Origin of the sequence: Paenibacillus sp. MAEPY2, assembly GCF_000499205.1 — a bacterium.
Lineage (GTDB): Bacteria > Bacillota > Bacilli > Paenibacillales > Paenibacillaceae > Paenibacillus > Paenibacillus vandeheii.
This window is the reverse complement of sequence record NZ_AWUK01000059.1, coordinates 13,883-28,512: the sequence shown is the minus strand read 5'-3', so window position 1 is coordinate 28,512 and position 14,630 is coordinate 13,883. Positions and strand designations below refer to the sequence as shown.

General features: G+C 45.4%; 13 protein-coding genes and 15 tRNA genes. 27 read left to right on the top strand and 1 reads right to left on the bottom strand.

Annotated features, from left to right (window positions below):
* Positions 1-25: 25 nt before the first annotated feature.
* The 16 genes from P364_RS0132535 to P364_RS0132460 all read left to right on the top strand — a co-directional run bounded on the left by P364_RS0132535 (position 26) and on the right by P364_RS0132460 (position 2,715).
* Positions 26-101, top strand: a tRNA-Asn gene (locus tag P364_RS0132535).
* A gap of 3 nt (positions 102-104) precedes the next feature.
* Positions 105-196, top strand: a tRNA-Ser gene (locus P364_RS0132530).
* A 6-nt stretch (positions 197-202) separates the two neighbouring features.
* Positions 203-274 (top strand) — tRNA-Glu (locus P364_RS0132525).
* Positions 275-341: 67 nt separating this feature from the next.
* Positions 342-417: transfer RNA gene (locus P364_RS0132520), tRNA-Val, on the top strand.
* A 20-nt stretch (positions 418-437) separates the two neighbouring features.
* A tRNA-Met gene (locus P364_RS0132515) sits at positions 438-511 on the top strand.
* A 27-nt stretch (positions 512-538) separates the two neighbouring features.
* A tRNA-Asp gene (locus P364_RS0132510) sits at positions 539-616 on the top strand.
* Positions 617-712: 96 nt separating this feature from the next.
* Positions 713-788 (top strand) — tRNA-Phe (locus P364_RS0132505).
* 20 nt (positions 789-808) lie between these two features.
* Positions 809-884, top strand: a tRNA-Thr gene (locus tag P364_RS0132500).
* Positions 885-889: 5 nt separating this feature from the next.
* Positions 890-975: transfer RNA gene (locus P364_RS0132495), tRNA-Tyr, on the top strand.
* A gap of 6 nt (positions 976-981) precedes the next feature.
* Positions 982-1,055: transfer RNA gene (locus tag P364_RS0132490), tRNA-Trp, on the top strand.
* Positions 1,056-1,085: 30 nt separating this feature from the next.
* A tRNA-His gene (locus tag P364_RS0132485) sits at positions 1,086-1,158 on the top strand.
* 11 nt (positions 1,159-1,169) lie between these two features.
* Positions 1,170-1,244 (top strand) — tRNA-Gln (locus P364_RS0132480).
* A gap of 4 nt (positions 1,245-1,248) precedes the next feature.
* A tRNA-Gly gene (locus P364_RS0132475) sits at positions 1,249-1,323 on the top strand.
* Positions 1,324-1,329: 6 nt separating this feature from the next.
* Positions 1,330-1,403, top strand: a tRNA-Cys gene (locus tag P364_RS0132470).
* Between the two features lie 25 nt (positions 1,404-1,428).
* A tRNA-Leu gene (locus P364_RS0132465) sits at positions 1,429-1,507 on the top strand.
* A 281-nt stretch (positions 1,508-1,788) separates the two neighbouring features.
* On the top strand, positions 1,789-2,715 hold the full coding sequence (locus P364_RS0132460) for a class I SAM-dependent methyltransferase (protein WP_024634158.1): 927 nt from the start codon (positions 1,789-1,791) through the stop codon (positions 2,713-2,715).
* Between the two features lie 185 nt (positions 2,716-2,900).
* On the opposite strand, the gene P364_RS0132455 is transcribed toward P364_RS0132460, so the two are convergent.
* Positions 2,901-5,285 (bottom strand): helix-turn-helix domain-containing protein, encoded by a 2,385-nt coding sequence (locus P364_RS0132455; RefSeq protein ID WP_024634157.1) that lies wholly within the window; start codon positions 5,283-5,285, stop codon positions 2,901-2,903.
* Between the two features lie 510 nt (positions 5,286-5,795).
* On the opposite strand from P364_RS0132455, the gene P364_RS0132450 reads away from it, so the two are divergent.
* The 11 genes from P364_RS0132450 to P364_RS0132400 all read left to right on the top strand — a co-directional run bounded on the left by P364_RS0132450 (position 5,796) and on the right by P364_RS0132400 (position 14,382).
* A complete protein-coding gene (locus P364_RS0132450) occupies positions 5,796-6,104 on the top strand; it encodes a LiaF transmembrane domain-containing protein (protein ID WP_024634156.1) in 309 nt (102 codons plus the stop codon).
* Positions 6,105-6,138: 34 nt separating this feature from the next.
* Positions 6,139-6,810: a PspA/IM30 family protein gene (locus tag P364_RS0132445; protein WP_024634155.1), complete on the top strand. Its 672-nt coding sequence runs from the start codon at positions 6,139-6,141 to the stop codon at positions 6,808-6,810.
* Positions 6,811-6,814: 4 nt separating this feature from the next.
* Entirely contained in the window at positions 6,815-7,051 is a 237-nt protein-coding gene (locus P364_RS0132440) for a PspC domain-containing protein (RefSeq protein WP_024634154.1), read from the top strand.
* A 17-nt stretch (positions 7,052-7,068) separates the two neighbouring features.
* Entirely contained in the window at positions 7,069-7,563 is a 495-nt protein-coding gene (locus P364_RS0132435) for a PspC domain-containing protein (protein ID WP_024634153.1), read from the top strand.
* Between the two features lies 1 nt (position 7,564).
* The gene (locus P364_RS0132430) at positions 7,565-8,272 is read left to right on the top strand and encodes a PspA/IM30 family protein (protein ID WP_024634152.1); all 708 of its coding nucleotides are present in this window, start codon (positions 7,565-7,567) and stop codon (positions 8,270-8,272) included.
* Between the two features lie 149 nt (positions 8,273-8,421).
* Positions 8,422-9,069 carry a cell wall-active antibiotics response protein LiaF gene (liaF, locus tag P364_RS0132425; RefSeq protein ID WP_024634151.1) on the top strand — a complete coding sequence of 216 codons (648 nt, stop codon included), beginning with the start codon at positions 8,422-8,424 and terminating at the stop codon, positions 9,067-9,069.
* 33 nt (positions 9,070-9,102) lie between these two features.
* Positions 9,103-10,218 carry a sensor histidine kinase gene (locus tag P364_RS0132420; protein WP_024634150.1) on the top strand — a complete coding sequence of 372 codons (1,116 nt, stop codon included), beginning with the start codon at positions 9,103-9,105 and terminating at the stop codon, positions 10,216-10,218.
* Positions 10,160-10,828, top strand: a complete 669-nt coding sequence (locus tag P364_RS0132415; RefSeq protein WP_173405263.1) for a response regulator transcription factor — start codon at positions 10,160-10,162, stop codon at positions 10,826-10,828. The genes P364_RS0132420 and P364_RS0132415 overlap by 59 nt, the downstream gene beginning before the upstream one ends.
* Before the next feature lie 214 nt (positions 10,829-11,042).
* The gene (locus P364_RS36445; protein WP_024634148.1) at positions 11,043-11,780 is read left to right on the top strand and encodes a YwmB family TATA-box binding protein; all 738 of its coding nucleotides are present in this window, start codon (positions 11,043-11,045) and stop codon (positions 11,778-11,780) included.
* 248 nt (positions 11,781-12,028) lie between these two features.
* Positions 12,029-13,579: a glucose-6-phosphate dehydrogenase gene (gene zwf / locus P364_RS0132405; protein ID WP_024634147.1), complete on the top strand. Its 1,551-nt coding sequence runs from the start codon at positions 12,029-12,031 to the stop codon at positions 13,577-13,579.
* Positions 13,580-13,983: 404 nt separating this feature from the next.
* A complete protein-coding gene (locus P364_RS0132400; RefSeq protein WP_024634146.1) occupies positions 13,984-14,382 on the top strand; it encodes a DoxX family protein in 399 nt (132 codons plus the stop codon).
* The last annotated feature ends 248 nt before the right edge of the window (positions 14,383-14,630 follow it).

Here is a 14,630-nt window from a genome sequence, read left to right as displayed (position 1 = left end):
TCAGAGAATAATCTCTGAAGCATATTCCCTGATAGCTCAGTTGGTAGAGCACTCGACTGTTAATCGAGTTGTCACAGGTTCGAGCCCTGTTCGGGGAGCCATATGGAGAGGTGTCCGAGCTGGCCGAAGGAGCACGATTGGAAATCGTGTAGGCGTCACAAGCGTCTCGAGGGTTCGAATCCCTCTCTCTCCGCCATAGTAAGGCCCGTTGGTCAAGGGGTTAAGACACCTCCCTTTCACGGAGGTAACAGGGGTTCGAATCCCCTACGGGTCATATTTAACTTCAAAAATGAAGTTGATTTTCACAGCAGTTTTATGATAAGATCATAAATGTGTTGTTCGGAGGCTTAGCTCAGCTGGGAGAGCATCTGCCTTACAAGCAGAGGGTCGGGGGTTCGAACCCCTCAGCCTCCACCATATAGTTTTCTAAATAACGACGCGGGGTGGAGCAGCCCGGTAGCTCGTCGGGCTCATAACCCGAAGGCCGCAGGTTCAAATCCTGCCCCCGCAATTATACTTTCTACTAAGAAAGTGATCTGGAACCGTGGTGTAGTTGGCCTAACATGCCTGCCTGTCACGCAGGAGATCGCGGGTTCGAATCCCGTCGGTTCCGCCATTTTAATCTTTACATGAGGAAGCTGTTCACTAAATCTGCTATATGGCACCGAACGCCCTAGATAAAGTGTAACGTTTCAAGATTAAACTTTATTAAGGCTCGGTAGCTCAGTCGGTAGAGCAGAGGACTGAAAATCCTCGTGTCGGCGGTTCGATTCCGTCCCGAGCCACCATTTTTATCACAACTTAATACGCCGGTGTAGCTCAACTGGTAGAGCAACTGACTTGTAATCAGTAGGTTGGGGGTTCAAGTCCTCTCGCCGGCACCACTTATGGAGGATTAGCGAAGTGGCCAAACGCATCAGACTGTAAATCTGCTCCCGTACGGGTTCGGTGGTTCGAATCCATCATCCTCCACCAGTTTTTAGGGGCATAGTTTAAAGGTAGAACAACGGTCTCCAAAACCGTTGGTGTGGGTTCAATTCCTGCTGCCCCTGCCAATTAACTTTTAAGAACAAATTTGTATTATGGCGATCGTGGCGAAGTGGTTAACGCACCGGTTTGTGGATCCGGCATTCGGGGGTTCAATTCCCCTCGATCGCCCTTTTGTTTTTTGGGGATTAGCCAAGCGGTAAGGCAACGGACTTTGACTCCGTCATGCATAGGTTCAAATCCTATATCCCCAGCCATTATGCGGACGTGGCTCAGCGGTAGAGCATCGCCTTGCCAAGGCGAGGGTCGCGGGTTCGATTCCCGTCGTCCGCTCCAAAATGTGGCGCCATAGCCAAGTGGTAAGGCACAGCTCTGCAAAAGCTTTATCCCCAGTTCGAATCTGGGTGGCGCCTCCAGTATATTTTCACAAAAACATCATATGCCGGCGTGGCGGAATGGCAGACGCGCTCGACTCAAAATCGAGTGGGAAACCGTGGAGGTTCGAGTCCTCTCGCCGGTATTCAAGCAAGCTAGTAAAAGCTCATTAGATGCAAAATCTAATGAGCTTTTTTTATTTTGCAGATATTATTTGGATTATGGTTTGTAGAAGGAAGTATTTTTGTTTATGTATTGACGCATACCACTAATAAGTATATTGTAGACATGTAAAGTCTTTTAATTGATTTCGTTTAATTATGGATATTGAAGCTCCCTTAAATGCACATAAAGAAATGTTTAACCAAAAAGAAATTATTCTTTTTGAAATTTTATATTTTATACAAAGAAATGGAGTGAAGTAACATGTCCGAAGAAAAACAGGTATCTACGCATTCTGATATTTTATTTGATCTTTCTGTATGGGAAGAGGCGTGGAGAAATCAGTCCACAACTTCAAAATACAATATGAAAAACGCAGCGTTTTATGCGACAGAAGCATTTGAACAATGGGCTAGAGAATATCATCAACAGTCGTTTACTGAAAAGGGAAAGCAGCGAACCGACCGCATCATAGGCTGGATTGAAAATCAGGGAGTGGATTTTAACGGTTTATCGATATTAGACATTGGAGCAGCGTCAGGCATTTTCACGATCCCTTTTTCAATCAAAGGAGCGACCGTTACAGCTGTAGAGCCATCAGAACTGCTCAATTCATTAATGAAAGAAGCAATTCCCCCCTCCTTGCAATCCAGTATAGATATTGTGTCAGAACGGTTTGAGGAAATATCGATTTACGATAAGGGCTGGGAAAAGAAATATGACTTCGCATTTGCTTCCATGTGCCCGGCCATGTCGGATTGGGAAACAATTGAACAAGCAATCAGAACTGCTCGAAAGTACGTTTATATCAGCACAATGGCTGGACCAAAAGAAGACACATTAGTAGATGAGCTTAAAGAGGTACTGGGTGTCTATCCGTCCTACAGTCAGGGGGACATGGTTTATATACAACAGCTGCTGTACCTGAAAGACTATTCCTACACCACCTTGATTACTAAAGAAACAAGTTATTTTGAGATGTCTGTGGAAGAAGTCGTTGATAAGCTTCAGGAATGGCTAAGCACGCACGAATTGCCAACGGATGAAGGTTCACTTGCCCTAGCTGAGCAATATATCAGAGACACGTATAAGGAGGGAGTGGTTGCATTCTCACGCGGAGGGAAGTTCGGTAAAATCCTGATTCAATTGGAGCAACCGAATATGAAAGTGGTACGTACCAAAGACCAGTAAAATATTTGAGCAGTATAAGTAACTCTTATTTATTTCATTTAATAGTAGTTGCAAGGGAGCCGTTTTACAGGCTCCCTTTTGTATGATCATATATAGAACAACTTTCTAGGGTTAAATAATAGAGTTACATCTTTTAATAGATGGAAATTGATAGAACCGTCGGACTTCATCCTCAAAATAGCTGCTTACTGCTTCATGGATACATTTGACTTCTGCTTACGTTCCCGGTATTGGCCGGGCGTGATCCCTTCCCATTTTCGAAAAGAACGGATAAAGTTCTGCGGGTTGTTATAACGAAGCCGTGCGGCGATATCCTTGACCGTTAACTCGCTTTCGTCGAGCCACTTTTTAGCCATAGTGAAGCGGTACTTCGTCAGATACTCACTGAATGCACAGCCTGTCTCCTTGCGGAACACACTACTTAGGTAGTTCGCATTGTAGTGAAGTCTGGATGCACATTCCTCCAACGTTAGATCTTTATCGTATTCCTGTTGAATCATGGCAATCATTTTCTCGGATATATGCTGATATTGGGCGTACTGTCTTTCCTTCAAGATGAGAATGATCGGTATGATGATATGTTCTGTAAACCATTGCTCAACCTCAGCTGCGTACTGTAGACCATGAAGTTCATTGAAAATAGACCCATGTCCTTTGGAGATCTGCCCCAGTCGTATATCGGATTCCTGCATCATCTGTAAAATATGTGTTAACAATCGGGTAAGGGCTACCTCATATTCTTCCGGTGTGCATTCCAAGCCAAACAGCACTTCAAGCAACTGATGGAGATGAGAGAGGGCCAGGGCTTCATCGGCGTTTTGGATACTTTGAATCAGCGTATATTCCAGTGATTCTGGATAAGGCAGCGCCCAATGCGAAGTATGATTATCGATCGTCTCAAATTGAAAGATGATGCCTGCCCCCAGCTTCATTCGATGTTTGAGCGCTTCAAGGGCCTCCGTATAAGCTTGCGGTATCTGAAATAGGGAGGCGTGGGGCTGACTAAAGCCAATGCTTACCTGAAGACTAAGGCTCTCACTGATCTGATGTTGGAGTTGTTCTGTTAACGTATACAGATGCTGTGAAAAACGAACATGATCTTGTTCAGCGGTACCGATGATTGTAACTACAGCCTGCTCGTATACCACAGGAAGTAACTGTTGTTCCGCATGAATACTCTCCTCCAGTATATTCTGAACGGCAAACAGCAACAGATCACGATCCTTGGCATGATATCTGGTATGATTCACGAGATCGGGCTGGACTGCGATGACGGCTATTTGTTGCCATTCCTGAAGCTGTGAATCATAACCATTGTCTATGAGCATGTCATGAAGAGTGGACGGTGCAATTCTGCCCAAGACCAGGTTAATTAGAAAATGAGTGCGGATCTGCAGCTTATATTGATTTAATTTGTTTTCAAGCTGGGATTGGGATGCGGATAGCTGGGAAACGTCGGCTCTGATTTGCTCGAATTCATCCATATGAAGTGCAGACTTGATTTCAAGGCGATCTTTAGGCAAGCGTTTGTCACCGAGTTGTATAAGAAGTTTGCGAATCGGAATATGCATTTGTTTTGAACCAATCCATGAGAGCAGCACTGAAAGCACTAGCATGGCTGCACTGATATATATGGTGTGTAACCCAATCCGAACATACTCGTGAGTTTGAATATTCGTAGGCGAAATGAGAATATATGTCCACCCTTTTAGAGCAGAATGCGTATAGAACAGCGAGTAATGTGTATCTGCAATACGTACCTCCCGTTGGCCTGAAGAGGCAGCAAATCCACGTATGGATAACAGCTCACTAAAATTGGTTCCCGATTCGCTATCTTTTATTCCTGCTGCAGCCACTGGCTGACCTATATATTTGGGATCGGGATGGACCATGATCCGTTGTTCACGATTCAAAATGATGAGTCCGGCGGCAGCGTTGTCTGGTGAATCCTCTTCCAGTGGTTTTTGCAGTGTACATGCAGGAATTCCCGCAATCAGGGCAGCATCAGAAGCATTTACATTGGGTATCGATCTGGCAAGTGCAATATGGTAGATGCAGCCTGAATGCACTGTGCGTTCATTATTGTTAAACACGGATGAAGGTGTTAGCTGCCAACCGGACGTAAGTGTGTTCGATAACAAGTCTTTCATAGGCAAAGCCATTGGAAAATCAGTATTAAGGTAAAGGCCAGCATGATCGATAAGCCAATCCTGTGTCTGATTTACGAGTGTAATATCCATTAGAGGCTCCCACGACCTCATATTCTTGAATTCAGTCTGTAACTTCTCGGCAAACAAAGGACCGGTGCCTTGTACCGACGAAGATGAGGACAGAGAATGGAGTGTGTCTGGTGACCGAACGGCCTGATCGAGCATATAGCTTACGGTTGCAAGTTTGTGCTCCACATTGGTTTGCATTTGGATTAACAGCTGTTTATTGGCTTGAGCACGATGCAGCTCCGTTTGTTTAGAAGAATAGATAAAAGCGGTGACTCCAGTCAACAGAATGGGCAGGGTACTTAACAGAATTCCGAAGACTATCATTTTATGTAGATAGCTGAATGATCGCACAGGTCCACTCCTGACTTTTGGATTAGTAACACTTCCTATTTTAGTAAACGCTTACATATAGAACAATCTAAATTTTGTTTATTTGGATAAAAAAGTAATAAATATCTTTGGGGAATTAAGATGAGGAATAAGGTTCAAAAATGTATTTCGGGTTTCTTTGACTTTTATGGAAGGTGTAATGGGAAACGTCAGTCGAGGAAGAACGTAGATAAGAGGTATAAACGTCATATTTATACGGGGTGAGACGGGTTCGAAGAAGCTAATAAGAGATATCTAAGGCATTTGTTCGGTACAGTGGTCAATGGCCTGATCCAGGGACAGTCAAAGGTCCAACCCGATCCCCGACCTGAGTCTAGGATGAAAAACCGTCCACGGTCTGTTTTGAAAAGTCGCAGTTTCCCCTAGAATAAGGACATAAGGTTAAACAAGAAACAAATGAACAAACGAACAAACGAACAAACAAACACACATACCAAAATTAACGAACCGAAAGGGTGGTGAACAACAATTATGAGATGGAATAAAGGAAATGGCTGGGCGATTGTACTGATTGCATTGGGTGCACTCCTCCTCTTCGGAAAGTTAACTCCTCTACTGGGACATTTAATGGGTTATCTGATTCCGATCCTGATGATTGCACTTGGATACTACGGAGTTAAACGAGGAAATGTACTGCTTGGATGGATTGTTCTCTTCATCGGTATCCTCTCATTGCTGGGTAAACTGGCCTGGCTGATCGGACCGATCATCGCGATTGGGTTAATTATCTTCGGATTCTCCATGTTGAGTAATAATCGCAGTCGTCGTGGCCGTTACTAAGCTTTCACGATTATGAAAAGGAGGACAGAACAAAATGAGTGTATTTCGTCGAATGCGGGATATTACCGTAGCTAATTTAAATGAACATTTGGAGCAAAGTCAGGATCCAGTCAAACTGATTGATCAGTTTCTGGTCTCGACCCGCCAAGACATCGGTGAAGCCGAGAAGCTTCGTCATCAATATGCAACCCATACCAGACAAATGAAACAACAAGCGGATCAGGCAGCAGGTATGGTACACAAACGGGAAGAACAAGCGTCCATGGCTCTGAAAGCAGGCGAGGAGCATTTAGCTAAACTTGCTTTGCAGGAGAAAATTCTCCACGAGGAAAAAATGGAGCAATACAATGAATTGTATGCACAAAGCAATGCGGCCTTACAGGAGCTAGATGAACAGATCGACCAGCTGAAAGTGGAGTATCAGAATGTATACAGCAAGCGCCAATATTATTACGCTCGTATGCAGACGATCCAATTGCAGCAACGAATGAATCAGAGAGGTCATTACAACGGTCAGAATGTACCCCGTATGTTCAACCGACTGGACGACCAGGTTTCTGATCTCGAATATGAGGCACAAAGTCTCCGGGATTTGCGGCGTATGAGTCAGGATGGGGCAGGAACTTCTGGCACTATGTCATCCTCTACGCTGGATAAAGAACTGGAGCGGCTGAAACAAAAGCTAAACAATGACAGAAAGGAGTAGACACATGAATAAACTTTACCGCTCATCGCGCAATCGTATGCTGACAGGTTTGATCGGCGGCATCTCTGAAAACCTTGGATTTAGTTCGACGCTGCTGCGTATCATTTTCTTCATCAGTATTTTCGCTACGGGGGGTACATCATTGCTGATCTACTTCATCGCTGCATTGGTAGTGCCAAAAGAATCCCATCACGCTGATCCATACACTTATGGTGCTGATCACGTAAGAGGATACAAGTAAACGAAAGGAGTAAGCACATGAGCAAATTATACCGCTCAACGCGTGACCGAATGATGACCGGCTTGATTGGCGGAATTTCTGAAGCCATCGGCATGGATTCCACGCTGCTACGGATCATCTTCGTCATCAGTATCTTCGTCACTGGCGGCACGTCGTTGTTAATCTACTTCATCGCAGCACTGGTGGTACCGAAAGAACCGTATCCACCTTATGATCCATACGGCCCGGGCCCCGGTCCTGGTAGAGGATACAACAACTATGATCATGAGCCGCCAAGAGGTCCGTTCCAAAACAACCGTAACCAAGGTCCTGGAAACTTCGGTCCGGGCCCAGGCTACAACAGCAGACCTCAGTCTGGCCCACGTTCTTACGACAATAACGCTTACGGAGCAGGGTCACAGCAAGAGAGTGAACTTGATTCCATGATGAAAGATATTGAGAAAAAAGCATTGAAAAAAGAAGTTGAAGAGCTTCGCCAAAAATTATCTCGTTACGAGAAGGGAGAAAAGTAAAATGGGAGTATTTAAACGGATTAAGGATATGACTAAAGCGTCGGTAAATGATATGTTGGATAAAGTGGAAGACCCGATTGTAATGTTGAACCAGTACTTGCGTGATATGGAGGCTGAAATTCATGAGGCAGAGGTAACCGTCGCCAAACAAATGGCGAACGAGCGTCGCATGAAACAACGTCTGGACGAAGCAGAGCGCACATCGGTACAACGTGAGTCTCAGGCAGAGGCTGCACTGGCTAATGGTCAGGAAGAAGTGGCACGTAAATTGCTGGAAGAGAAAATCTACTTCGATCAAAAAATCACGGAGTACAGAGAACTTCATGCACAGTCCGAAGCTCAAGCGAAAGATTTGCTGCAACAGCTGCATGACATGAAAGATGAGTTCTATAAAATGCGTAACAAACGTAATGAACTCGTATCCCGTGCACAAATGGCGAAAGCCAAAAAACAAATGTCTCAAATCAACAGCTTGCACTCCATTGAGAGTGGTGGCGCATCCCTTGGATTCCACCGCATGGAAGAGAAAATCATGCAAATGGAAGCAGAAGCTGATGTGATCCGCGCACCTTATCGTAATACACAATCTACGTACACCAATCCTGTAGATACTGAAAAGCAATTCAAAGTGGATCAACAACTGCAAGCTCTGAAAAACAAAATCGGCAATGGTGCCAAGAATGAAACGGGCGGTACTTCAAAAGAATAACTGTTCGCTCAGCAGACAATATGATATTCTATAAATCGTGAATAAAGAACGGTTTCTAGAACAAAGGTTAAGCCATACAGGTGTTCAATGCCTGATATGGCTTTTCCGTCGAATTGGGAAGATTAACTTACAGAGGAGGTGCGGCAGAGATGAATAAGAAGGGTCAATGGCTTGCCGTTGTAATCATTGTCATCGGCATGCTCATGTTACTGAACCGAAATATTAACCTGCTAACCGTCGCCGCACTGATTCTGTTAACGATAGGTATGGTACAAGTTCGAAAGGGTGACACACACAAAGGCTATCGATGCCTGGGTATTGGAGCCGCTCTGCTGCTGCTCGATAATCTAATGATTGTATTTTTGATGGTACTCGCTTCACTGGCCTATTTTTATTCCAAAAATAAAAAGATTCATCTGCATGGGAATGTCATGCGCAAACAAAATTTTATGGCTCGTTACTATTGGGATCAGACACCTTGGACATTGCGAAGCATGAGTCTATGGCATGCCTTGGGTGAAGTTAATGCGGATTTGTCCCTCTCCATTCCGGAAGAAAAACAAACGATTGTACTTTTGCAAGGTGTTATGGGAAATGTTCGTCTGACGCTGCCTGAAGATTATGGTGTTGAGATTGAGGCGACGGTACTTTTTGGGCGGATAAGTGTGAATGGCGAACAGGATAGTGGCATGATGAACAAATTGGTATGGAGAACTCCTGGATATGAGTCCAGTGAACATAAAGCAAAATTTGTCATTTCTTATATTGTTGGCGACCTAAACATCAGTAATCCGTAATAAGTTAAATAGGTGAAGAAGGAGGAGACCCGGATGAAGACAAAACGACATACCGACATGGTAACCCGAAGTATGGGTGAAGGGATCCTCCTTGTTTTCATTGTGCTCGTTGTAATCTTGTATGTATTGTATACATATGGTTATCTTGCCCCATTTGCAGGGTGGAGGCATCTGATTCAATCGGGCCTGGCCTTGCTGCTGCTCTTGATCGGTATGGGTGCGGCCTTCGGATTCTATCAGAGTTATCGGGTCAAACGAAGGCTTGAACTGTTGCGAGAGACGCTGCTGCAATGGGAAAAGGGATCACTCTCACGTACTGTGCCGGACCTCGGCATTGATGATGTCGGCCGATTAAGTGAACAGCTTGGACGAATCGGCAAAAAGTGGGAAGATCAGGTCTCCTCTCTGCAAAGACTGTCTACCAATAATGCGCAGCTGGCTGAACAGGCTAGAATAACGGCCATTGTGGAGGAACGGCAGCGGCTGGCACGGGAGTTGCATGATGCGGTATCGCAGCAGCTATTCGCTATTTCAATGACCGCAACAGCGGTTGGACGCAGAATGGAAAAGGATTTTGCACGTGCCCAGCGACAGGTGGCCCTGATTGAAGAGATGGCGTCGGTAGCCCAGTCCGAGATGCGAGCGTTGCTGTTGCATTTGCGACCTGTCTATCTGGAGGGCAAACATCTGGAGCAAGGTTTGCGTGATCTGGTGATGGAGTTAAAAACAAAAGTACCTATGGATATCGTGCTCGAAATGGATGAAGAGATTCATTTGATCAAAGGCATTGAAAACCACCTGTTCCGTATTATTCAGGAAGCGATGTCCAACACATTACGTCATGCAAAGGCGGAAAAGATGGAAATTCGGATTCAGCGCCGAATGGATGCCATTCGGGTACTGATTCGTGATGATGGTCAGGGATTTGATCTCGACGATCAGAAACAGGCTTCTTATGGTCTGACCAATATGCGTGAACGTGTAACTGAAATTGGCGGAGCCATTCAATTTGTAACGGCACCGGGCAAAGGAACACGAATTGAGATTACAATACCTTTGATGAACGATGAAAGCGAGGAAGAACATGTCAATGGAGATGGGAATAGAGACGGAAGCGGAAACGTCGATCAAAGTGTTGCTCGTGGATGATCATGAGATGGTACGCATTGGCCTCGCTGCGGTACTGGATACCGAAGATGGTATTGAAGTGGTGGGGGAAGCTGGCAGCGGTGAGGAAGGCATCCGACTGGCACAGGAGTATAAACCTGATGTAGTCCTGATGGATCTTGTGATGGAAGGAATGGACGGGATTGAAGCCACCCGGCAGCTGCTCAAAATGTATCCGGAATGCAAGGTCATTGTGCTGACCAGTTATCTGGATGATGAAAAAATGTATCCGGTCATTGAGGCAGGAGCTTTTAGTTATCTGCTGAAAACATCCAGAGCCAATGAGGTAGCAGATGCGATCCGTGCTGCAGCTCGGGGGCAGTCGGTTCTGGAGTCACAAGTGGCTTCCAAAATGATGAATCGTTTCCGACAGCCACAGGCAGCCACACCTGCTCATGAGGAATTGACTGATCGGGAGATGGATGTACTTCGGTTGGTTGCCAAAGGTAAGTCAAACCAAGACATCGCAGATGATCTGATCATTGGAATCAAGACGGTCAAGTTCCATGTGACGAACATACTTGCCAAACTTGGCGTGGATGACCGTACACAGGCAGCCATTTATGCATATAAGAATGGACTTGCGGAGTAGGACGTGAAATGCTCGTTTTAAGGGAACGAAGTGAACCGAGGGAAATCGCATGCGGAAGCGTTGTTCTACCCATGCTTTGTTATTAGAGGTCCGATCAGCCAGGAAAGAGGGTTGATGGGGCTTTTTTTGTATGTCAAAAAGAAGTTTAGCAAATAAGGAATGGGGGCATGCTGTTGATAGATTCATAGAATGCAAGAAAGAGCGGAGGATTCGAATGTTAAATCGATGGATGACGGCAGGCATACTGGCATTGGCAATCATTATACTTGTAGGCATGACTCATGTGTACGCTGAAAAGACGGAATCCGAAGTAGACAAACTGAAGCAATTGATAAAGACCGCAGATAAAGCCATTGATCATGTGGAGCGTCTAGTCATTAAATGGCAAGGAGAAGGCCATGGAGACGCAAAAGAGCAAGCGGATATGCTCGCTCACCGGCTGGGCTTGCAACAGCCTGAACGCGTTCTTCAGACGGGGCATGATGTGTATCGCAGTGAGATGGTTGCTAATGCGCATCAGGCAGGCATTCTGGTCAATGTTGTCGTTACAGGGGAAAACGAATATTACGCTATCGTTCAGTTATCAGGCAATGAATATACAGACCATCGTTTATTGACCGCATTACATGAACAGGTATCCCAGTTGCTTACAGACTCAGGAATGAAGGCAGCATGGAATTTCGCTGTACAAGGCACAGGGGTAACAGTAAGTGACGCCAGCGGTCAAGTGCAGCATATCGAGGAACAATTGTCTGGAGATATGGACATGCGAGCGTTAGAACGTTATACGGATAACCGCACTGCTAGCGTATCTTATGAGGCATCCGATCTGCCCATAGCGATCAGGAGTGGTTCGCATCACTTGAACATGCAGCTGGCGGTACACCAGGATGATGAGCGAGGAATTAATCGAGTTACAGTAGGTTTCCCGGTAATCACGATAGAATATTAATACCATATTAAAGCGAATTTTATAAGCTTGATCATGAATTTTTATAGATGAAATTTCCATGAATAGTGGAAAAATATTGATAACATTTCTCGGGAAAATTAGTGCAAGCCTGTGGGCTTTATGCTAAAATGGCATCACATCCAAGAAGGAAATTTGCTGGTAATTGACGGTTGTATGTTGCGTATATAACACCATTACATAGCTCGGGGAGAGTATGGAGATGTCTTCCCGGAAAGAAAGAGGAGCCCATGGTCGAAAAACAAATGCAAGATGAAGTGCAGACACCAGGTGCAGTATTTTTCATTTTTGGAGCAACGGGTGATTTGGCCCGCCGGAAGCTGTTTCCGGCGATCTACAGTCTCTACCGCGAAGGCAAGTTAGCCGAAGACTTTGCAGTTATTGGCGTAGCACGTCGTCCGAGGTCACCAGAAGAATTCCGGGAAGACATCTATGAATCCATTAAAGAGTTCTGTCGCTATCCAGCGGGGGAACCAGATGAATGGAATGCTTTTGTCGAACATTTTGAGTATAAATCATTAGATATCAAGAACGTGGACGGGTTCAAAGAATTGCGTGAGCAGACTCAGCGTCTGGAAGCGAAGTTTAATACACCGGGTAACCGCCTGTTCTATCTGGCGCTGGCACCTGAGTTGTTCGGTAGTGTCTCATATAGTTTACGTGATGGCGGAATGCTGGAGAGCCACGGATGGAAGCGACTTGTGATTGAGAAACCATTTGGTTATGATCTGCAATCTGCAGAGCATCTGAATGAGCAGATCCGTGAAGTGTTCCGTGAGGAAGAGATTTATCGAATTGACCACTATCTGGGCAAGGAAATGGTGCAGAATATCGAAGTGATACGTTTTGGGAATGCCTTTTTCGAGCCGCTTTGGAACAATAAACATATTGCCAATGTTCAGATTACCTTGGGTGAGACGGTCGGTGTGGAAGAGCGCGGTGGGTACTACGATCACTCGGGTGCATTGCGCGATATGGGACAGAACCATATGCTGCAGATGCTGACGATGATTGCTATGGAGCCGCCAAGTCGTCTGTTCCCGGAGGATATCCGTGATGAGAAGGTTAAGGTATTGCGTTCTCTGCGTGCGTTCACCTCAAATGAAGAAGTGAGCACTAACGTTGTGCGCGGGCAGTATACCGAAGGGGAGTCTCGCGGGAAGCAGCTTCCCGGTTATCGTCAGGAGGACAAGGTTGATCCGGAATCCAATACGGAAACGTACTTTGCCGCACGTGTATTTGTGGATAATTTCCGCTGGGCAGGTGTGCCATTCTATATTCGGACAGGCAAGCGTCTGCCGGTGAAAACGACGGAGATCGTGGTTGAATTCAAATCCATGCCGAGCAACGTCTATCTAGGCAAAAAGTATAAGCTGGAGCCGAATTTGCTCGTGATTCGGGTAAATCCGATGGAAGGCATTTATATCAAGATCAATGCCAAGAAGCCGGGTTCAGATTCCGAGATTCAGCCGCTGGCGATGGACTTCTGTCAGAGCTGCATGATTGGAATCAACTCGCCGGAGGCGTATGAACGTCTGCTGCATGATGCGGCAGAAGGAGACTCCACTTATTTTACCCGTTGGGATGAAGTTGCTACAGCATGGTCCTTCGTTGACCGGATTGCGGCGGCTTGGGCGGAGAACCATGGTGAGCTGCACACGTATCCGGCAGGTACATGGGGGCCAGAAGCGACTGGAAAACTGCTGGAGCAGGATGGATTCCATTGGTGGCCGGTGAACGGTCAGGACGAAGACAGTGTCGTGTGGCAAGTGAACAATTAAATGCTGAATGGAGTTACCTGTAGTAAGTAATAGGACATCAGGCGAGAACAAATCATCTGATTGATGATAGGAGCTGTCCTGCATAACTAAGGCTTGGGAAGGACGCAGAGATGCGATCTTTTCAGGTCTTTTTTGCGATAGAGAAGTGGGGTGTGTAAAAACATACATATAATAAATTAAGTTGTTGACAAAAAGTAAGTATATAACTTATACTCAACAAATAGATAAAGAAATTACGCAAAGACATACGAAACCCGATGAATCCATCGGCTAAGTACATCATTCATGAGATAAAGTGTGAACCAGGTGAAGGGGTTACGAACTACATCATGAAGAAAAAAATTTAGCATAATATCTTTAATCTAAGAATACGATTTTGTATATATTGAATGGAGGAAAAGAAAATGTTGGATGTAGGATTGTTGTTGATTCGTTTGGTGATTGGATTGTCGTTCATGGCGCACGGGGCTCAGAAACTGTTTGGATGGTTCGGGGGATACGGCATCAAGGGAACAGGTGGATGGTTTGAATCGATGGGGATGAAGCCCGGCGCATTGGTAGCACTGCTGGCAGGTTTGGCTGAATTCGGCGGTGGATTGCTGTTGGCTCTGGGTCTGCTTACACCGGTAGGCGGCATTCTGATTGCTCTGACTATGGTCATTGCCATTGTGAAGGTTCATGGTGCGAATGGATACTGGTCCACACAGAACGGATTTGAATATAACCTTGCAATTCTGGTGATTGGTGTAGCACTGGCTTTGACAGGTGGAGGTCAATACGCTCTGGACGCATTAATTTTCTAAGAGTGAGAAGCGAAATGAATAATGAGTACCTGGATGCCAATGATGGCGGAAGGGTGCTCTTTTTTTGCAATCGGAAAAGAGAAGAATCTGCTGTACGTAATCGGTTATTTTCGGTAAAGATTATGGTACAATAGGAAAGTTGGATTATAATTCAGGTCTACGGCATGAATGGAAGCACAATGCTTAGGGAGGATGAACTCCGTTGTAAATGTGTAAAATTAACATAGGATGCTAAATGCCTAGTGAGC

Coding starts and splice junctions, on each gene's coding strand:
- P364_RS0132450 (WP_024634156.1), top strand. CDS start 5,796: ATGAGATGGAATAAAGGAAATGGCTGGGCGATTGTACTGATTGCATTG.
- P364_RS0132400 (WP_024634146.1), top strand. CDS start 13,984: ATGTTGGATGTAGGATTGTTGTTGATTCGTTTGGTGATTGGATTGTCG.
- P364_RS0132445 (WP_024634155.1), top strand. CDS start 6,139: ATGAGTGTATTTCGTCGAATGCGGGATATTACCGTAGCTAATTTAAAT.
- P364_RS0132430 (WP_024634152.1), top strand. CDS start 7,565: ATGGGAGTATTTAAACGGATTAAGGATATGACTAAAGCGTCGGTAAAT.
- liaF (WP_024634151.1), top strand. CDS start 8,422: ATGAATAAGAAGGGTCAATGGCTTGCCGTTGTAATCATTGTCATCGGC.
- P364_RS0132420 (WP_024634150.1), top strand. CDS start 9,103: ATGAAGACAAAACGACATACCGACATGGTAACCCGAAGTATGGGTGAA.
- P364_RS0132460 (WP_024634158.1), top strand. CDS start 1,789: ATGTCCGAAGAAAAACAGGTATCTACGCATTCTGATATTTTATTTGAT.
- P364_RS0132435 (WP_024634153.1), top strand. CDS start 7,069: ATGAGCAAATTATACCGCTCAACGCGTGACCGAATGATGACCGGCTTG.
- P364_RS0132415 (WP_173405263.1), top strand. CDS start 10,160: ATGGAGATGGGAATAGAGACGGAAGCGGAAACGTCGATCAAAGTGTTG.
- P364_RS36445 (WP_024634148.1), top strand. CDS start 11,043: ATGTTAAATCGATGGATGACGGCAGGCATACTGGCATTGGCAATCATT.
- P364_RS0132440 (WP_024634154.1), top strand. CDS start 6,815: ATGAATAAACTTTACCGCTCATCGCGCAATCGTATGCTGACAGGTTTG.
- zwf (WP_024634147.1), top strand. CDS start 12,029: ATGGTCGAAAAACAAATGCAAGATGAAGTGCAGACACCAGGTGCAGTA.